We start from the raw sequence: 16878 nt of genomic DNA, 5'->3' as shown, positions 1-16878 counted from the left end.
GAGGGGGATTTTGTGTGAAAGAACAAGTCCAGGCGCATTTAGAAAACCGGCTGGCCCATCTTATCGGACGCGGGATAGATCGGGAGTTTGAAGATATCGAACAGAAAAAGGCCCAGCTTGCAAAAAGAAATGCAGGCATTGTTAAAGTGAAGGCGGATGCAAAGGTCACCCGGACCGAACAGAAAGGCAGCCACAGCTTTCTTTATTATCAGGTGCATATGCAGTATGTCATTAAACAAAAAAGCACTTTTTATATTGAAGAAGCGCTGGAGGAAAGGCGGGCTTCCTTTTACGAAGGACGCCTTTATGAAGATGAAGAGATGGTTCCCGCATATCCGGACTTCCATGGAAAAAATCCGGATATTGGGGAGATGCGGGCTGCGGAAAACGTTGATGTGCGGATTCCGTATGTGTATGACAGGCTAAAAGCTGTCCAGTATGCGGAAAAGTGGTGGAACAGCTTTAATCCGGCGTATAAATCGTTTACGGATGACTGCACGAATTTTATTTCGCAGTGTCTCCATGCCGGTGGGGCGCCAATGCGGGGATATCCGGACCGGAACAAGGGTTGGTGGATGCAAAACAATAATTGGAGCTACAGCTGGACGGTTGCCCATTCTTTTAAAACGTATCTGCAATATTCTAAGGCAGGATTGCGGGCAAAAGAGGTGTCCTCGCCGCAGGAGTTAAAGTATGGGGATGTTATTTGCATAGACTTCCAGGGGGACGGCCGCTTCGACCATTCGTTGATCGTGACCGGTTACGATTATTACGGCATGCCGCTTGTCAATGCTCATACAACAAATAGCCGGAAGCGATACTGGACGTATGAAGATTCATCCGCTTATACGCCTAATATCCGGTACAAGTTTTTTACAATCGAAGATGACAGCTGAAAAAACGTGATATAATAAGTCCCGAGGTGACAAAATTTGAGCTTGCATGTTGTATTATACCAGCCTGAAATTCCCGCCAATACGGGCAATATCGCGCGGACATGTGCGGGGACCGGGACAACGCTCCATTTAATCCGCCCGCTTGGCTTTTCAACGGATGATAAAATGCTGAAAAGGGCGGGGCTCGATTATTGGAAGTACGTGAATATTATTTATTATGATTCCCTGGAAGAGTTTTTTGAAAAAAACGAAGGCGGCGAAATATATTTTATTGAAACATTCGGCGAAAAGTTTTTTACCGATTTTGATTTCAGCGACTCGGAAAAAGACTTATATTTCATGTTCGGCCGCGAAACTTCCGGGCTGCCGAAAGGTTTGATCGAAAAAAACAAGGACCGCTGTCTCCGCATCCCGATGACGGACAAAGTGCGGTCGCTCAACCTTTCCAATACAGCCGCCATTTTAGTGTACGAAGCATTGCGGCAGCAGCATTATCCAGGGTTAAAATAAAAGTACGGCCCTATTGACACGGGCCGCACTTTTATTCTTCCCGAAAGTTTTCCCCTTTTTCCTCGTATCCGGCAGTAAAAATTGCACCCAGGAATGAAATCGCTACCAATGCAATGAGGATCGTTTTCAACTGGACATTCCCCCCTGATTTTTTCCTTCTTTGAATTCCATTATAGTCTATTTGATTGAAATATGTACAGATTTAAAATTTTCATTTATTTGCTGCAAACTTCCCCCAAAAATAGGGTATTGCCTCTTTTTATCATGTTCGCGGGCTTGGGTGCATAGATTATATAAACGTCTCTTCAACAAGATGACAAGGGGAGGTACTAAATGGATATTCTGAAAAAGCTGGAAAACTACCGTGAAGAAGAGGAAAAGTTGAAATGGGAAGGAACGTTCAGGGATTATCTGGCCCTTTTGAAAGAAAAGCCATGGATTGCACAATCTGCTCATTCCCGAGTTTACAATATGATTAAAGACGCCGGCGTGGAAGAAGTTGATGGAGTAAAGAAATACCGGTTTTTCAGCCACCAGTTATTCGGCTTGGAAGAGGCACTTGAAAAATTAGTGGAAGAGTATTTCCATCCGGCCGCCAAAAGGCTTGATGTGAGAAAACGGATTTTACTGCTGATGGGGCCTGTCAGTGGCGGTAAATCGACGCTTGTCACGATGCTTAAAAGGGGCCTTGAAGCTTATTCGCGCACCGAGCAGGGCGCTGTTTACGCCATCAAGGGATGCCCGATGCACGAAGACCCGCTTCATTTGATCCCGCAGCATTTGCGGGATGATTTTTATGAGGAGTACGGCATCCGGATTGAAGGGAATTTGTCCCCTTTAAATATGCTGCGGCTTGAGGAAGAGTATGGAGGCAGGATCGAAGAAGTGCTTGTCGAAAGGGTTTTCTTCTCCGAAGACAAACGGATCGGGATCGGCACATTCAGCCCTTCTGATCCAAAATCCCAGGATATTGCCGATCTGACAGGAAGCATTGATTTCTCGACGATTGCAGAGTACGGTTCGGAATCGGATCCGCGCGCCTACCGCTTTGACGGGGAACTGAACAAGGCGAACCGCGGCATCATGGAATTCCAGGAAATGCTGAAATGCGATGAAAAATTCCTATGGCATCTCCTATCGCTGACACAGGAAGGCAATTTCAAGGCTGGACGTTTTGCGCTCATTTCCGCGGATGAACTGATCATTGCCCATACGAACGAAACCGAGTACCGTTCATTTATTGCCAATAAGAAAAATGAAGCGTTGCACTCGCGGATCATCGTCATGCCGGTTCCATATAATTTAAGGGTATCCGAGGAAGAAAAAATTTACGATAAAATGATCCGGGAAAGCGATGTCGCTGATGTCCACATTGCACCGCATACGCTGAAGGTTGCTGCGATGTTTACGATTTTAACGAGGCTGCGGGAACCGAAGCGGGCGGGTATTGACCTGTTGAAAAAAATGCGCCTGTACGATGGTATGGCGGTGGAAGGGTTCAATTCCCAGGATGTAAAGGAATTGAAAAATGAATACCCGGATGAAGGCATGTTCGGCATCGATCCGCGTTATGTCATCAACCGCATTTCCTCCACGATCATTAAGAAAGAAATGAAATCCATCAATGCCCTGGATGTGCTCCTGTCCTTAAAAGAAGGGCTGGACCAGCATCCGTCGATCACCCCGGAACTGAAAGAAAAATATTTAAACTTTATTTCTTTGGCGCGGAAAGAATATGACGAAATTGCAAAAAAAGAAGTGCAGAAAGCGTTTGTGTATTCGTACGAAGAATCCGCCAAAACATTGATGGACAATTATCTCGACAATGTCGAAGCCTATTGCAACAAAGTCAAAATGCGCGATCCGCTCACCGGCGAAGAAATCAACCCGGACGAAAAGCTGATGCGTTCGATCGAAGAGCAGATCGGCATTTCCGAAAATGCGAAAAAAGCGTTCCGTGAAGAAATTTTAATCCGCATCTCGGCATATGCGCGTAAAGGAAAACGGTTTGATTACAATTCGCACGACCGCCTCCGCGAAGCGATCCAGAAAAAGCTGTTTGCCGATTTAAAAGATGTTGTCAAGATTACCACTTCAACGAAAACTCCGGACGAACAGCAGTTGAAGAAAATCAATGAAGTCGTTGCTCGTTTAATTGATGATTACGGGTATAATTCCACATCTGCAAATGAACTGCTGCGCTATGTAGGAAGCCTGCTGAACCGGTGAAAAAAACCCGGCAGTCGGGAAGCCGGGCGTCATCTGCCCGGCTTTTTTCTAACCCCGCATACGCTTTTGCATATTTTCAATGAAAGATGTCAAACATTCCAATCCATTGCATAGTATAGAGTAATCTAAATGTTTTCATGTCAAACCCGTTTTTGCAGCCAAAATAGTATATGAAATCTTTTCCGACTTGGTGACGGTTTGATCGCATAAAAGCAGAGGGATTTTCAAAGATAAGGGAGGATGAGCATGGATAAGCAGGATCAGAAGCATTTTGTCATTTCGCAGGAAGACTGGTCGCTCCACCGCAAAGGCCATGATGACCAGGTCCGCCATCAGGAAAAGGTCCAGGAAGCTATCCGCAACAATCTGCCCGATTTAATTACAGAAGAAAGTATCATTATGTCCGACGGCAGGGATGTTGTGAAAATCCCGATCCGTTCATTGGATGAATATAAAATCCGCTACAATTATGATAAAAATAAGCATGTCGGCCAGGGGCAGGGCGATACGCAAATCGGCGATGTCATTGCGCGCGACGGTTCCCCTGAGCAGGGCCCGGGAAAAGGACAGGGTGCAGGCGACCAGCCGGGTGAAGATTATTATGAAGCGGAAGTTTCCCTCATGGAGATTGAAGAAGCGCTGTTCAGCCAGTTGGAGCTCCCGAACCTTAAACGGAAAGAGCGGGACGAAAATACGGTGGAAGATATTGAGTTCAACGATATCCGCAAAACCGGCCTGATGGGTAATATCGATAAAAAACGGACGATGATGGCCGCGTTTAAACGGAATGCGATGCGGGGAAAACCAAGTTTTTACCCAATTGTGCCGGAAGACCTTAAATTCCGGACATGGAATGAAGTGGAAAAATCGGAATCAAAGGCAGTTGTGCTCGCAATGATGGATACAAGCGGCAGTATGGGGATTTGGGAGAAGTACATGGCGCGCAGCTTTTTCTTCTGGATGACGCGTTTTTTGCGGACAAAATACGAAACGGTTGATATTGAATTTATCGCCCACCATACCGAGGCGAAAGTCGTGTCTGAAGAGGATTTCTTTTCGAAAGGGGAAAGCGGTGGAACAATCTGTTCATCGGCATACCGGAAAGCATTGAGCCTGATTGATGAAAAATATGACCCGTACCGTTTTAACATTTATCCATTCCATTTCTCGGACGGTGACAACCTCACTTCGGATAATGCGCGGTGCGTAAAGCTCGTGCAGGAAATCATGAAAGTATCGAATATGTTTTTTTATGGGGAAGTCAACCAGTATAACCGCCATTCCACACTTATGTCCGCCTATAAAAATATTAAAGATGAAAAATTTAAATATTACGTGCTGAAACAGAAAGCGGATGTATTTCATGCAATGAAATGGTTCTTTTCAAAAGAAGAAAACAAAGCTTTGGCATGACATGCGGTCAACAGGTGAAGCAGCCTGTTGATTTTTTTTAGCGAGAAGACAAGCACAGCCAATTATGCTACAATGGGGCTATTGAAACAGAAAAGGAGTTTTTTATCCATGGACAATACATTTTTCCTTGCCCTCGGCGGTTTCGGCTGCATCGCTTTTATCGGACTCGGCATTTTTTCTTACTACCAGCAAAACGGCAGGGCGAAAGCCAACTTTCTTTCTGCCATTATCTTTTTCGTGTTGTTTGTGATTTCGTATTTGAATCGTTAAGAAAATATTCTTCCTTTAAAATGGAGTAAACTTTTAAATCCCAGTGCCTTCCTTTTGCATAGATGGCTTTGCGCAAAGTGCCTTCGAATGTCATGCCGGCTTTTTCCATGACGCGGGCGGAGGCTTTGTTTTCGGCAAAACAGCGGGCCTGGATGCGGATGAGGCGCATACGCTCAAAACCGAATTCAATCAGCTTTTTGACTGCTTCTGTCATGATGCCCCGCCCCCAGTATTCCGGAGAAAGGACATAACCAATCTCAGCCGTCCCCTGGTCCGGCTTCCACCATACAAAGTCAACCGTGCCGATCAGCCGTCGGGTCTTTTTGTCTTCTATTCCCCACGGCGCGACTCTGTGCTCCCGGTACAGGTTGAGGATGTAGCCGATAAAATTTTTCGAATCGCGGACAGACCGGTGTGAATCCCATGTCACGTATTTTGAAACTTCGCTTCTCGATGCATAAGCAAACAAATCCAATACATCATCGCGTTTCAGCTTCCTTAGTATAAGACGGTCCGTTTCAAGCAGCGGCAAATCCCGGTAAATGTCTTCGATTCTCATGCCAAACCCCCGTATTGTTAAAATGTTTTATTATAACGAATGTATCATAAAATACCAATTTTTCAAATTCGTTTATGGGAACTTCTGTAGTGTCATTTGGCATGATAACCTTATATATGATATAGAAAGGGGCGGACAGGCTTTGGATATCGTCAAGAGAGCGATTCATTTCGCTGCAAAAGCACATGACGGGCAATACCGGAAAATCGTGCAGCTGCCATATATCGTTCATCCTTTTTCGGTGGCGGTGATCCTCCTTGAGGCGGGATGCCGGAAAGAAATCGTGGCGGCGGGTCTTCTGCATGATACGGTGGAAGATACGGATGTATCACTGGATGACATCAAGGCGGTGTTTGGGGATGCAGTTGCCCGCATTGTTGAAGGCTGTTCCGAGCCGGACAAAAGCCTGCCGTGGGAAGAACGGAAACTGCATACGATTGATTTTTTGAAAACGGCGGATGAATCGGTCTGTCTTGTCGTCTGTGCCGATAAAATAGACAATCTCCGTTCCATCCGGGATGATATCGCGCGCGAAGGGGACAAGGTGTGGAGCCATTTTAAGCGGGGAAAAGCAAAACAGGAATGGTATTACAGAAATATCGCAGCCAGTATCGGAAGAAATCATGCTTTTCCGCTGCTTAAGCAGTTAAAAACTGAAATTGATCTTGTTTTTGGAAAAATGTGAGGAGCAGAATGCGGTTTGTAATACGTGCATTAAAACGAAAATCTCGGTCAGGTGGGTATTAAATTGCGTCTAAAGTCCGGGATTAAGAAAAAATCGATTCATGTGGTCATTAAAAGTCTAACGTTTTATTAGGCTGCCTGTAAATGATCGGCTTTCCGGGCAGCCTTTTTTCATGGCCTATTGTACACATGGCTTCATTCGAAATCGGCAAAAATAACACCAACACGAGAAGGGTGTTATGAAAGAAGTAGAAGTATGGAACATTTATGCTGCTGATATGCGGAAAGCCGCCACTAACTGGGTGGCCGTACTCATTTTCGGTCTGGATGCAAAAAACCGCTCAGCAGCCTGTCGGACGCTTCGCAAAAAAAGGAAAGAAAGCGGATTGTTCGAATAAAGGAAAGGGCTGTCCGGATACCGGCAAAACGGCATTGGGCAGCCCGTGTCCCGTTTTTATTGCAAAAATGCCAAATGGATAAAGAAAAGGACGGCGAAAATATAAACGAGCGGATGAACCTGGCGCCAGTTGCCTTTGAAAATTTTTAATATCGGGTAGGAAATGAAGCCAAGTGCAATCCCGGTCGAGATGCTGCTCGTTAAAGGCATGACCAAAATAATTAAAAACGCCGGAAACGCTTCGTCAATTTCGCTCCATTTAATGTCAGAGATGCTGCCGATCATTAAACTGCCGACAATGATCAATGCCGGGGACGTGATCGCGGAAAGCCCTGCAACCGCTCCGACAAGCGGGCTGAAGAAAGCGGAAATGATAAACAAAACTGCGACAACAAGCGTAGTAAGCCCGGTTCTGCCGCCTGCTGCTACCCCTGAAGAAGATTCGATATAGGCGCTTGTCGGGCTTGTCCCGAACAGCGAGCCGATGACAGTCCCGATCGAGTCGCTCAATAGGGCCCGCCGTGCGCGCGGCAGCGATTTTCCTTTCATCAAGCCGGCCTGTTTTGCCACGCCGACGATTGTGCCGGTCGTATCAAAAATTGTAACGAGCAAAAAGGAAAAAACGACCGCATATAAGCTGTGCGTAAACACATCGAGAACCGCTTTGAGCGGATGCTCCACAACAAGTCCCTGCGGCATATGCGGTACCGATACAAACCCCTTATCAAAAGAAAGCTGCCCGGTAAAATATGCGATCAGCCCGGTAATGGCCATGCCGATAAATAAAGCACCGTTGATATTCAGCGCCATGCAGATGAGGGTAACGGCAAGGCCGATGAGGGCAAGTTCGGCGGAAGGGGAGTGAAGATCGCCGAGCCTGACCAGATTTGTTTTATCCGCGGCAATAATGCCTGCGCTGCGAAGCCCGATAAAAGCGATAAATAAACCGATTCCTGCGGTAATTCCCGAACGCAAATTGTCCGGAATCGCCTCGACTAATTTTTCTCGGAATGGGGTGAGCGACAAAATAAAGAAAATGATACCTGCAACAAAAACGGCGCCGAATGCGGTAACATATGTAATACCGCCGTGCGTGCCGACAACGGAATAAGCAAAATACGCATTCAACCCCATGCCCGGTGCTACGGCAATCGGATAATTGGCAGCCAAGGCCATCCATAAAGTGCCGGCAACCGTACCGATAATCGTTGCTATAAATACTTGGTCAAACGGAACGCCGGTGCTGGACAGGACGGCCGGATTAACGACTATAATATACACCATCGTTAAAAAAGTGGTGAAACCCGCAAGAATTTCTGTTCTGGCATCCGTGCCATTTTCTGTCAGATTAAACATATTGAAACCTCCAAAAACACGAACATTTTAAAAACACATTTTCTATAATATTCGTTTCAAATACGCACTGCAACTATTTTCTTTAAAATAAGCCGGAGATTTGAACAAAATGTGAAATATCAGCTGTTATCATAGTTTTTGCAAAACCCTCATTTCAATACCGTCCAATAAAAAAAGAGCAAGCTTTTCGCTCCGCTCTTTTGTTTTATTTGTTAAATTGAATGATCGGAAAGCAGGGTGGACCGCCTGCCTGAACAAAATGGAACCTTATAAAAAGATATTGACAATATGATACACCACGGCTGCTAAAGCGGCTGCAATCGGCAGGGTAATTACCCAGGTGACGATCATTCTTTGTGCGGTATCCCATTTTACACCTTTTATACGATGGGCCGATCCCACCCCGAGAATGGAAGAGGAAATCACATGAGTTGTGCTGACCGGCAAGTGAATGTAAGTCGCGCCGAAAATAACGGCGGCCGAACTCAAATCAGCAGCTACTCCGTTAATCGGGCGGATTTTCATGATGTTTGCACCGACGGTTTTAATGATCCGCCATCCGCCGATTGAGGTGCCTAAGCCCATGGCCAGTGCACAGCCGACCTGAACCCAGAACGGAATGTCGCTTGTTGAGATGTAGTGATTGGTGATCAAAGCCATTGTGATAATCCCCATCGATTTTTGGGCATCGTTCGTCCCGTGGGTGTATGCCTGGAGAGCGGCGGTAAAAATTTGGATAAAACGGAAACGCCGATTCGTTTTGGCAAGGTTCAAGTTTTTAAAAGAACCTTTAAAAATGCTGTATATAATAAATCCGACTGTAAAAGCAAGGATAGGGGAAAAAATTAAAGCTTCAATAATACCGATAAAACCACGAAATTCGATAACATGAAATCCCGCAGAAGCAATCGCCGCTCCGGCAATAGCCCCGATAATGGCATGGGAAGAACTGCTTGGAATACCAAAATACCACGTCACAAGATTCCAAATAATGGCTGCGAGCAGGGCGGACAAAATGACGACCTGACCGTTTGCGAGCGTAAACGGGTTGACGATGCTTTCCGTAATGGTTTTTGCAACCCCGGTAAAAGAAATCGCCCCAAGGAAATTCATTGTAGCCGCAAGGGCAATGGCGAACCGCGGTTTTAGCGCTTTTGTCGAGACGGCGGTAGCAATCGCGTTTGCTGTATCGTGGAATCCGTTAATGAAATCAAATGCAAAAGCAAAAATCACAATTAAGACTGTCAAAACTAAAATGCTATCCATTCGTCAGACTCCTTAAGCATTTTTCATAATAATCGTTTCCAGAATGTTGGCCACTGTCTGGCAATAGTCAGCCACATCTTCCATATTTTCATACAGGTCTTTATATTTGATTAAGCGGATCGGGTCTGATTCATTTTGGAAGAGGTGAATTAAAGATTTTCTTAAAATTTCATCGCAATGGGATTCGTATTCTTTAATTTTGATGGCGTGCGGGCGAACCTTGTCGAGTTTTTTTGTAAATACAATATCAATGGCTTTTTCAATCTCTTCGGCACAATTGCGGATCATTTCGACAAACTCAATCATAAACTCGTCAGCCTTTGTGATGTTATACAGTTCGAATAATCCTGAACATTCTTCAATTCCATCGAGCACATCATCCATGCTGTTCGTTAAAGCAAGCAGGTCTTCACGCTCAATTGGCGTAATAAAGGCATCATTCAATTCCAGAATCATATCGTGGACGTATGTGTCCCCGTTACGCTCGTACTCCTTCATTTTTTCGGTAAAAATTTTTAAATCATCTGTATTCTGAAGTTTATAATCGGCAAAGTAATTGGTGGCTTCCCGGAGGTTTGTCGAAATATGCCCAAGCAGCACAGCAAACTTATCTTTCTTGTTTTTAAATACCATGTTTGAGCCTCCTAATATGCTTTAAATTATCAAACGTCTTTATTTTATCTGATTTCAGGCGAATATAAAAGAAGAATGTCGAAAATAAATAGATGTATCCGGTTCCATTTTGTTTTTATTACATTACCCCATTTCAGGAAAAGCATGTGGGGGGAAGCTCTTTCGTTGGTGCGGCAAGCCGACTTCAACCAAGCATGGTCACATTTACCATGCTTTTTTTCTATTTGCATATGTTATTCTAAAAATACACATACGGTGCGTTTTTTGGCATACATAACATAGTGCGTATTTTTTTAAAAGGGTGGGACTGTTGTGAAGGTTGTTTATGCGTCTACGGAAGACCAAATGGATAAGATTGAGGAATTGGTGCAGCATATGTTCACGGAAGTTTTTCCTGATTATTTTTCCGATGAGGAAATCATGGGATTTCAGCGGGATCATGTACTTGCCCTGAACGCCCCGGCTGATCAAATCGGAACGTTAAAAGCAGGATACCAGATTATTTCCAGTCTGCAGACGATCATTTCCATATTGGAAACGGATAGCCGTAACCGGGATCTTCATTATGCTAACCTGTTCGAATTTAATAAATTTACCCTTGAACAATACGGTTTGCACTTTCCGTTTTCATACTCCCGGTTTGCCGAAAAGAGAACGGATTCATTCAGTATTTTTAAAAAAGCATACAACCGCCTGCTCGTCTGAAAAAATAATGCCCGGAAGTGCCGGGCATTATTTTTTAACATATTTGCTGAACCACTGCCGGAATTCCTGCTTCGTATGTTCCCCTACGATACGGGCGGCTTCTTTGCCGTCTTTATAGTACACAATTGTCGGTGTCGCTTTGATTTTATATTCATCCCAGCCGCTTTCAAATTCAGTCAGGTTAAATTCTTTCAAATCGATCCCCATATCTTTTGCAACCGGGGAAACAACCGGGGTTGTCCGTTTGCAGTGCGGGCATGTCGGCATGAAAAAATAGACCGTAACGTCTTTCCCTGCTTTTAAATCGCTTTGCAGCTGCTTCGGCAAAATGATATTTTGGTACAAAGGATTATCCAATTGGTCCCTTGTCGCGGTCGATAATTCGCTGACGCTTTTTGCGCCTGCATACGGGTTATGCTTTTTCTGTTTGTTTTGCTGGTACTTTGTGATGCCTGCAATTCCAGCAAATAATACGATGATGATGGCTAAAAAAAGTATAATTTTTTTCATGATGGCCCTCCTGTCGGCATAATTGAAAAGTATTCATCTGGAAGTTTTTGTCCACTTCCAAACGAGAAGACTTGAGATAAAAATGAGGATAAAAGCGGTTAACGCGAGAAAGGGAATGGTAATGAATCCGAACCAATTGATGTATTCCGCTGTGCACGGGATGCGGCCACAAGCAGGCAGCCTATCCGAAAAAAAGGAAATTTTTTGCAGGCAGTAATGGTAAAGCGAAACAAACATGCCAATTCCGGATAAAACAGCCGTATACAGGGATAACCGGTAATCTTTTCTGGCAACCGCGATGCCGATCAATACGGTCATCGGGTACATTAAAATGCGCTGGTACCAACATAATTCGCATGGTTCATAACCCTTGATTTCCGAAAAATAGAGGCTCCCGAACATTGCGATCACGGAAACGGCCCAGGCAAAAAACCAAACATTCTCCCTCTGAGTTGCTTTCAAATTTTTGCCTCCTTTTGATAAAATACTTCTTTGTAAATTATAGTATCCAGCCGGGTAAAATGTAAATGAGAAAAGCGAGGGCGCTCGATTATCGGCGTACAGATATTTTAGTCCTCTGACTCAGATAAAGGAAACACGGTGATCTTTTAAGGCGAACCGATGTTGACTGATCGCATGGAAGAGGGAGTAAAATCCGCCAGCTGAGCGCCCGCAGCTGGACAAATAGAAAAGCGGAGGGCGCGCACAGGCCCGCTCTCCGCTTACCATCCATCGGAATGAAACAGGGGATCCGCCCCGCTCCATTTCACCATTTCGTTCGCGTGGTCGATATACCGTAATAAGGCGTATAGACAACTTTCAATCACCGTATAATCACGTGAAAAATGATAAGCATGCAAGACATGCTCGATTTTTTTGGAAAGGAAATCATCCTTCGTCCGCACCATGAGGATCAGCAAATTATCCCATTGGGAACGATGCGTATAATATAAGGCGCGGTCATAGTCAACGGGATTCATCCCGGTTCCCCCTTTCTTATGCATTTGCTTCTGTTTAAGCAAATTTCATAAAGGAGTACCATTAGTGTATGTGTTTTTTTTGTTTTTGCCCGCTGAAAAAGTTGGCTGGCGGAAAATATAAGATTGTTATCATTTGGAACGTATTTTAGGCAAATACATGCTCCGACGCTGATTTTTATAAAACGGCCGCTTAAATATGATTATTGCAAGGAAACGGTTCTTAGAAGCATTGTAAGGGGACACAAAAATGCTTTGGAACGGCCTTTAGATGCATTGCAAGACCATTTGAAAAATTGGTAAAAAGCGTTGTCTAAATGGTGCTTCCTTTCCGTAAAAAGTTTATCTGTTGATGATCGCGGAATTTGCGGGAATGAAAATTACGTTCACAAAGCTATTTGAAGTAAAAATCCTTTTTTACGTCCTCATGTTTTTTCCTTTTCGTTCATACATTGGAAAAAAGGGTGAACTTTGAAGGGGAGGAAAATTTCATGAATGATCATGAAAGCCTGCAATATGCGATTGAAGAAATTACAGAAATCGCGTCCGGGTTTGGGCTTGATTTTTATCCGATGCGCTACGAAATCTGCCCGGCCGACATCATTTATACATTTGGCGCTTACGGGATGCCGACACGGTTTTCGCATTGGAGTTTCGGCAAACAGTACTACAAAATGAAACTGCAGTACGACCTGGGTTTGAGCAAAATATACGAACTGGTCATCAACTCCAATCCATGTTATGCATTTTTGCTTGATTCCAATACGCTCGTCCAAAATAAATTGATTGTGGCGCATGTACTCGCGCACTGCGATTTCTTTAAAAACAATGTCCGTTTCCAAAATACGAAAAGGGATATGGTAGAAAGCATGGCGGCGACGGCGGAAAGAATCCGGGCTTACGAACTCAAATACGGCAAGAGAGAAGTGGAAAAATTTATCGATGCGGTGCTGGCTATTGAAGAGCACATTGATCCTTCTCTGATACGCCCGAAGCTGAGTTGGACGATGGAAGATGAAGAGGAATGGGAAGAAGAGGAACCAAAGCGGGCGCCGGGACCGTATGAAGAATTATGGGCGCTCGATGAGAAAAAGCCGGAAAAGAAACCGGCGAAAAAAGCCAAAAAGTTCCCGCCACATCCGGAAAAAGATATCGTGCTGTTTATTGAGCAGTACAGCCGGGAACTGACGGAATGGCAGCGTGACATTATGACGATGATCCGCGAAGAAATGCTGTATTTCTGGCCGCAGCTTGAAACGAAAATCATGAACGAAGGCTGGGCATCGTTCTGGCACCAGCGCATTATGCGCGAACTCGATTTGACGACGGACGAGGCGATTGAATATGCCAAATTAAACGCAGGTGTCGTGCAGCCATCAAGGACCGGCATTAACCCGTATTATCTGGGGATCAAAATTTTTGAAGATATTGAAGAACGCTGGAACAACCCAACGGAAGAGATGAAGAAGCGCGGCGTAAAACCGGGGACGGGCCGTGAAAAAATCTTTGAAGTGCGCGAAATTGAATCCGATATTTCATTTTTGCGCAATTATTTGACGAAAGAATTGGTTACGAGGGAAGACATGTATTTGTTCCAGAAACAGGGCAGGGATTATAAAGTGGTCGATAAAGAATGGAAAAATGTCCGCGATCAGCTGGTCAACATGCGCGTTAACGGCGGCTTCCCGTATTTAACCGTAACGGACGGCGATTACCAGAAAAACGGGGAACTATATATCAAGAACTGGTATGAAGGAATTGAACTGGATTTAAAATATTTAGAAAAGGTTTTGCCTTATCTTTACCAGTTGTGGGGAAGAAACGTTCACGTCGAAACGGTTGTGGAAGAAAAACCGATGCTGTTCAGCTATGACGGGAGAAGTGTACAGCGGAAATATTTGTAAAAAAGCATCCCGGGTCATGAGCCAGGAATGCTTTTTCCTTGAGAACGTGTTTAATTTATTGTTTGCGGTACTCCCACGGGTCAAGCGGTCCAGGCGAGATCCCAAGGACGCATGGAGCGGATTCCGCAATCATCAAACAGATCCGGCAATAAATCCTCCCTTAAAACCGGAGTTCAATAATCGGTTTGGTAAATTTCCGGATATAATAGCTGCCGAGAAACAGGCAGATGCCGAGGGGAACGGCGATCAGCAGCAGGTAGTTGCCTGCAAGCCATTCAAGGACATTGTCGGAGGCGAATACCTCCATCGTTTTAATGATGAATCCGTGGAGCAAATACACATACAGCGTTCGCTCGCCGATATTGGTCCATTTGTAGCCTTTGCTCGGAATTAAAAGGAAAAATCCAAGAATAACAATAATCGTTAAGCCATACTGCCCAAGCCTAATTAGCCCGTCAAACCAATGTTCCGCGCCCATGCCGGCATAAGAAGTATCGCCAAGGAGCCATGGCACAGCGTCTTTCGGAAAAGAGAATCCGGCGGCCAGCAGCGCGGCACTCAGGATGAAAATACCGATCACCGAGCCATGTGGAATATTTCTGATTTTTTGCAGATGCTGCGGCTCAAGCAAATGCCCTAGGAGAAAATACGGGAAAAAAACGAAAGTCCGGGACAGGCTGAGGTAACTTCCGGCATCATCCCAATATCCGATCCCGATCCCGATTACCGATGCCGCCGCCAAGCCTGCCCAGCGGAATCGGGCAAACAGGTGCAGCAAAAGGTTACAAAAGAACAGGCTGAGCAAAAACCATAATGTCCAGTGCGGTTCTAAGTAATTAAATGTCAGTTTAGATTCTTCCCCCGTACAGTAATAATAAATGGAATAAATGCTTTGGAAAATAAAATACGGGACAAGGATTTTTTTGAACGATTTTAAAAGATGGCCTTTCTTTTTGTATCCTTTTGAAAAATAGCCCGAAATCAAAATAAAAGCGGGCATGTGGAACAGGAAAATAACGGTATACAAAGTAAAAAGAAAATTGTCCTGGCTTTTGAACGGGCTGATCAGATGCCCGAGAACAACAAGATAAATCAAAATAAATTTTGCGTTATCAAAGTAAGAACTTCTTCGTGAAGCGGACATCCTTAACCTCCGTAAAGCATGTTTATTCCGATCAATGAATTACCCTTTTTCCGGTGTAAAGGCCGGTTTATGGGTGTATTATTAGCGATTTACATTATACAATTTTTTTGTTACAGATTTGTAAAAATGATTTTAAGGAATTTTGATAAAGGACAAAGCACATGCAAGGGTGCTGTCAAAAAGTCGGTAGATTGACGTGGGGGCACCCCCTTTCTTTATGTAAGGTAATGTTATCTGAGAATGTTGATGATCGCGAAATTCACTCGCTTTCCGCACGCGTCGCGAGCCTCCTCGCTCCTCTCTCAGCACGAGGGGTCTCGCCTGACTCCAGTATGGGTTAACACGTGGCTTTAAAATTGATGAGTGTGAAGACTGTACAGGCTGTAAAAGAGAGGTGTACGAAAGCAAAAGCCAAAAAGAGCCTTTGGTCTGACGAGGACGCGCAAATTTATGCTCGGAGAAAAATCGAGGTAGAAAGCGTGTTCAGTCATATCGAAGCAATCGGTCGTTCCGCAGATTTTCATTGCGGGTGTTGGCCAAGGTAAACATCGAATTCGTGCTGGTCCCATCGCCCACAACCTTCTGAAGCAGGCGGAAAAGAACCACCTGCTTCAGAAAGAAGATCCGTTTGCATACGGTATATTCGGCCGGATCCACTGAATTCAAATTCCGTTTCCAGCTTTTTGGCTCGTGAACTGTAATGCAGTTAAATCGTTAAAAATTTTTTTTGCCATGACTATGTATCCTTCGGCAGTTAAGTGGATCCCGTCATCGCTGATGAATTCCCTTAAGTTCCCTGCCCCTTTGATCGCGGTGCGGACGTCAATGCTGGGCACACTCAGCTGTTTCATCAATTTTTTTAGGCTGCGGTTATAATTGCCGTGCCAATGCTCAATTCCGCCCGTCATTCCGATCCAATGGCTGATATTCTTGCCGAACCGTGTACTGATGGACTGGTAATAGCGTTTCGGATCAAGAGGGGGCAGCGTCAGCAAAACAGGAGTAATGCCATGATCCTTTATTGCTTTTACAATCTGCTTGATATTGTTGATGTAACGTTCAAGCGGTACAATCGGAACATGCGGTTCATCCGGTCTTTCCACGACTTCGTTCCATTTAAAATTGCAGTCGTTTCCCCCGATGCAGATGAGCACGGCGTCGGGATGCTCGCTGATCACATCTTTATCCAGGCGTTTGATGAGCAGGTCGGAATTGTCATTAAAGACACCTCTATTGACGATTTCCGTATCTTTCTGGGCAAAAAAATGTTGAAGCACCGCAGGATAATTTTCCTTAATGATGCGGAGCCTTCCCCTAATGCATGTTACACCTCTTGTAATACTATCCCCGAAACAGACAATTTTCATATGTGGGCCTCCCTGGAATTCATGTAATCATTCAAAAAATTAGAACGATTTAACCATT

Annotated in this window: 18 protein-coding genes; 9 read left to right on the top strand and 9 right to left on the bottom strand. The window is 44.7% G+C overall.

What is annotated here, in order from left to right; all coding sequences use genetic code 11:
* Positions 1-14: 14 nt before the first annotated feature.
* The 5 genes from GBH70_RS05870 (at position 15) to GBH70_RS16680 (ending at position 5318) form a co-directional block, all read left to right on the top strand.
* Positions 15-896, top strand: a complete 882-nt coding sequence (locus tag GBH70_RS05870) for an amidase domain-containing protein (RefSeq protein ID WP_151680176.1) — start codon at positions 15-17, stop codon at positions 894-896.
* 36 nt (positions 897-932) lie between these two features.
* A complete protein-coding gene (gene trmL / locus GBH70_RS05865) occupies positions 933-1406 on the top strand; it encodes a tRNA (uridine(34)/cytosine(34)/5-carboxymethylaminomethyluridine(34)-2'-O)-methyltransferase TrmL (protein WP_151680175.1) in 474 nt (157 codons plus the stop codon).
* A gap of 333 nt (positions 1407-1739) precedes the next feature.
* Positions 1740-3635: a PrkA family serine protein kinase gene (locus GBH70_RS05860; protein WP_151680174.1), complete on the top strand. Its 1896-nt coding sequence runs from the start codon at positions 1740-1742 to the stop codon at positions 3633-3635.
* Positions 3636-3881: 246 nt separating this feature from the next.
* On the top strand, positions 3882-5048 hold the full coding sequence (gene yhbH / locus GBH70_RS05855; protein WP_151680173.1) for a sporulation protein YhbH: 1167 nt from the start codon (positions 3882-3884) through the stop codon (positions 5046-5048).
* Positions 5049-5156: 108 nt separating this feature from the next.
* Positions 5157-5318 (top strand): hypothetical protein, encoded by a 162-nt coding sequence (locus tag GBH70_RS16680; protein WP_172967471.1) that lies wholly within the window; start codon positions 5157-5159, stop codon positions 5316-5318.
* Here GBH70_RS16680 and GBH70_RS05850 read toward each other — a convergent pair.
* Positions 5275-5877: a GNAT family N-acetyltransferase gene (locus GBH70_RS05850; protein ID WP_151680172.1), complete on the bottom strand. Its 603-nt coding sequence runs from the start codon at positions 5875-5877 to the stop codon at positions 5275-5277. The two genes, GBH70_RS16680 and GBH70_RS05850, sit on opposite strands and share 44 nt — an antisense overlap.
* A 142-nt stretch (positions 5878-6019) precedes the next feature.
* Between GBH70_RS05850 and GBH70_RS05845 the strand changes: the two genes are divergently transcribed.
* Both GBH70_RS05845 and GBH70_RS16675 read left to right on the top strand, forming a co-directional pair.
* Entirely contained in the window at positions 6020-6562 is a 543-nt protein-coding gene (locus GBH70_RS05845) for an HD domain-containing protein (protein WP_151680171.1), read from the top strand.
* Between the two features lie 238 nt (positions 6563-6800).
* On the top strand, positions 6801-6959 hold the full coding sequence (locus GBH70_RS16675; RefSeq protein ID WP_172967472.1) for a hypothetical protein: 159 nt from the start codon (positions 6801-6803) through the stop codon (positions 6957-6959).
* 56 nt (positions 6960-7015) lie between these two features.
* Here GBH70_RS16675 and GBH70_RS05840 read toward each other — a convergent pair whose 3' ends face one another.
* The 3 genes from GBH70_RS05840 to GBH70_RS05830 all read right to left on the bottom strand — a co-directional run bounded on the left by GBH70_RS05840 (position 7016) and on the right by GBH70_RS05830 (position 10213).
* A complete protein-coding gene (locus GBH70_RS05840) occupies positions 7016-8314 on the bottom strand; it encodes an NCS2 family permease (protein WP_151680170.1) in 1299 nt (432 codons plus the stop codon).
* A 267-nt stretch (positions 8315-8581) separates the two neighbouring features.
* The gene (locus GBH70_RS05835) at positions 8582-9580 is read right to left on the bottom strand and encodes an inorganic phosphate transporter (RefSeq protein ID WP_151680169.1); all 999 of its coding nucleotides are present in this window, start codon (positions 9578-9580) and stop codon (positions 8582-8584) included.
* Between the two features lie 12 nt (positions 9581-9592).
* The gene (locus tag GBH70_RS05830; protein ID WP_151680168.1) at positions 9593-10213 is read right to left on the bottom strand and encodes a DUF47 domain-containing protein; all 621 of its coding nucleotides are present in this window, start codon (positions 10211-10213) and stop codon (positions 9593-9595) included.
* A gap of 312 nt (positions 10214-10525) precedes the next feature.
* Between GBH70_RS05830 and GBH70_RS05825 the strand changes: the two genes are divergently transcribed.
* Entirely contained in the window at positions 10526-10918 is a 393-nt protein-coding gene (locus GBH70_RS05825; RefSeq protein ID WP_151680167.1) for a YhcU family protein, read from the top strand.
* A gap of 27 nt (positions 10919-10945) precedes the next feature.
* On the opposite strand, the gene GBH70_RS05820 is transcribed toward GBH70_RS05825, so the two are convergent.
* The 3 genes from GBH70_RS05820 to GBH70_RS05810 form a co-directional block, all read right to left on the bottom strand.
* Entirely contained in the window at positions 10946-11428 is a 483-nt protein-coding gene (locus tag GBH70_RS05820; RefSeq protein ID WP_151680166.1) for a thioredoxin family protein, read from the bottom strand.
* 33 nt (positions 11429-11461) lie between these two features.
* Positions 11462-11890, bottom strand: coding sequence for a disulfide oxidoreductase (locus tag GBH70_RS05815; RefSeq protein WP_151680165.1), 429 nt, complete (start codon positions 11888-11890; stop codon positions 11462-11464).
* A 260-nt stretch (positions 11891-12150) separates the two neighbouring features.
* The gene (locus tag GBH70_RS05810) at positions 12151-12408 is read right to left on the bottom strand and encodes a YhdB family protein (RefSeq protein ID WP_151680164.1); all 258 of its coding nucleotides are present in this window, start codon (positions 12406-12408) and stop codon (positions 12151-12153) included.
* Between the two features lie 488 nt (positions 12409-12896).
* Between GBH70_RS05810 and GBH70_RS05805 the strand changes: the two genes are divergently transcribed.
* On the top strand, positions 12897-14309 hold the full coding sequence (locus GBH70_RS05805; protein ID WP_151680163.1) for a SpoVR family protein: 1413 nt from the start codon (positions 12897-12899) through the stop codon (positions 14307-14309).
* 160 nt (positions 14310-14469) lie between these two features.
* Here the strand turns inward: GBH70_RS05805 and GBH70_RS05800 are convergent, their stop codons facing one another.
* Both GBH70_RS05800 and GBH70_RS05795 read right to left on the bottom strand, forming a co-directional pair.
* Positions 14470-15453, bottom strand: a complete 984-nt coding sequence (locus tag GBH70_RS05800; RefSeq protein WP_151680162.1) for an acyltransferase family protein — start codon at positions 15451-15453, stop codon at positions 14470-14472.
* Between the two features lie 662 nt (positions 15454-16115).
* Positions 16116-16820, bottom strand: coding sequence for an SGNH/GDSL hydrolase family protein (locus GBH70_RS05795; protein WP_151680161.1), 705 nt, complete (start codon positions 16818-16820; stop codon positions 16116-16118).
* Between the last annotated feature and the right edge of the window lie 58 nt (positions 16821-16878).

Origin of the sequence: Weizmannia acidilactici (genome assembly GCF_008974225.1) — a bacterium.
Classification (GTDB): Bacteria; Bacillota; Bacilli; order Bacillales; family Bacillaceae_C; genus Weizmannia; species Weizmannia acidilactici.
This window is presented reverse-complemented; position numbering and strand designations above follow the sequence as displayed.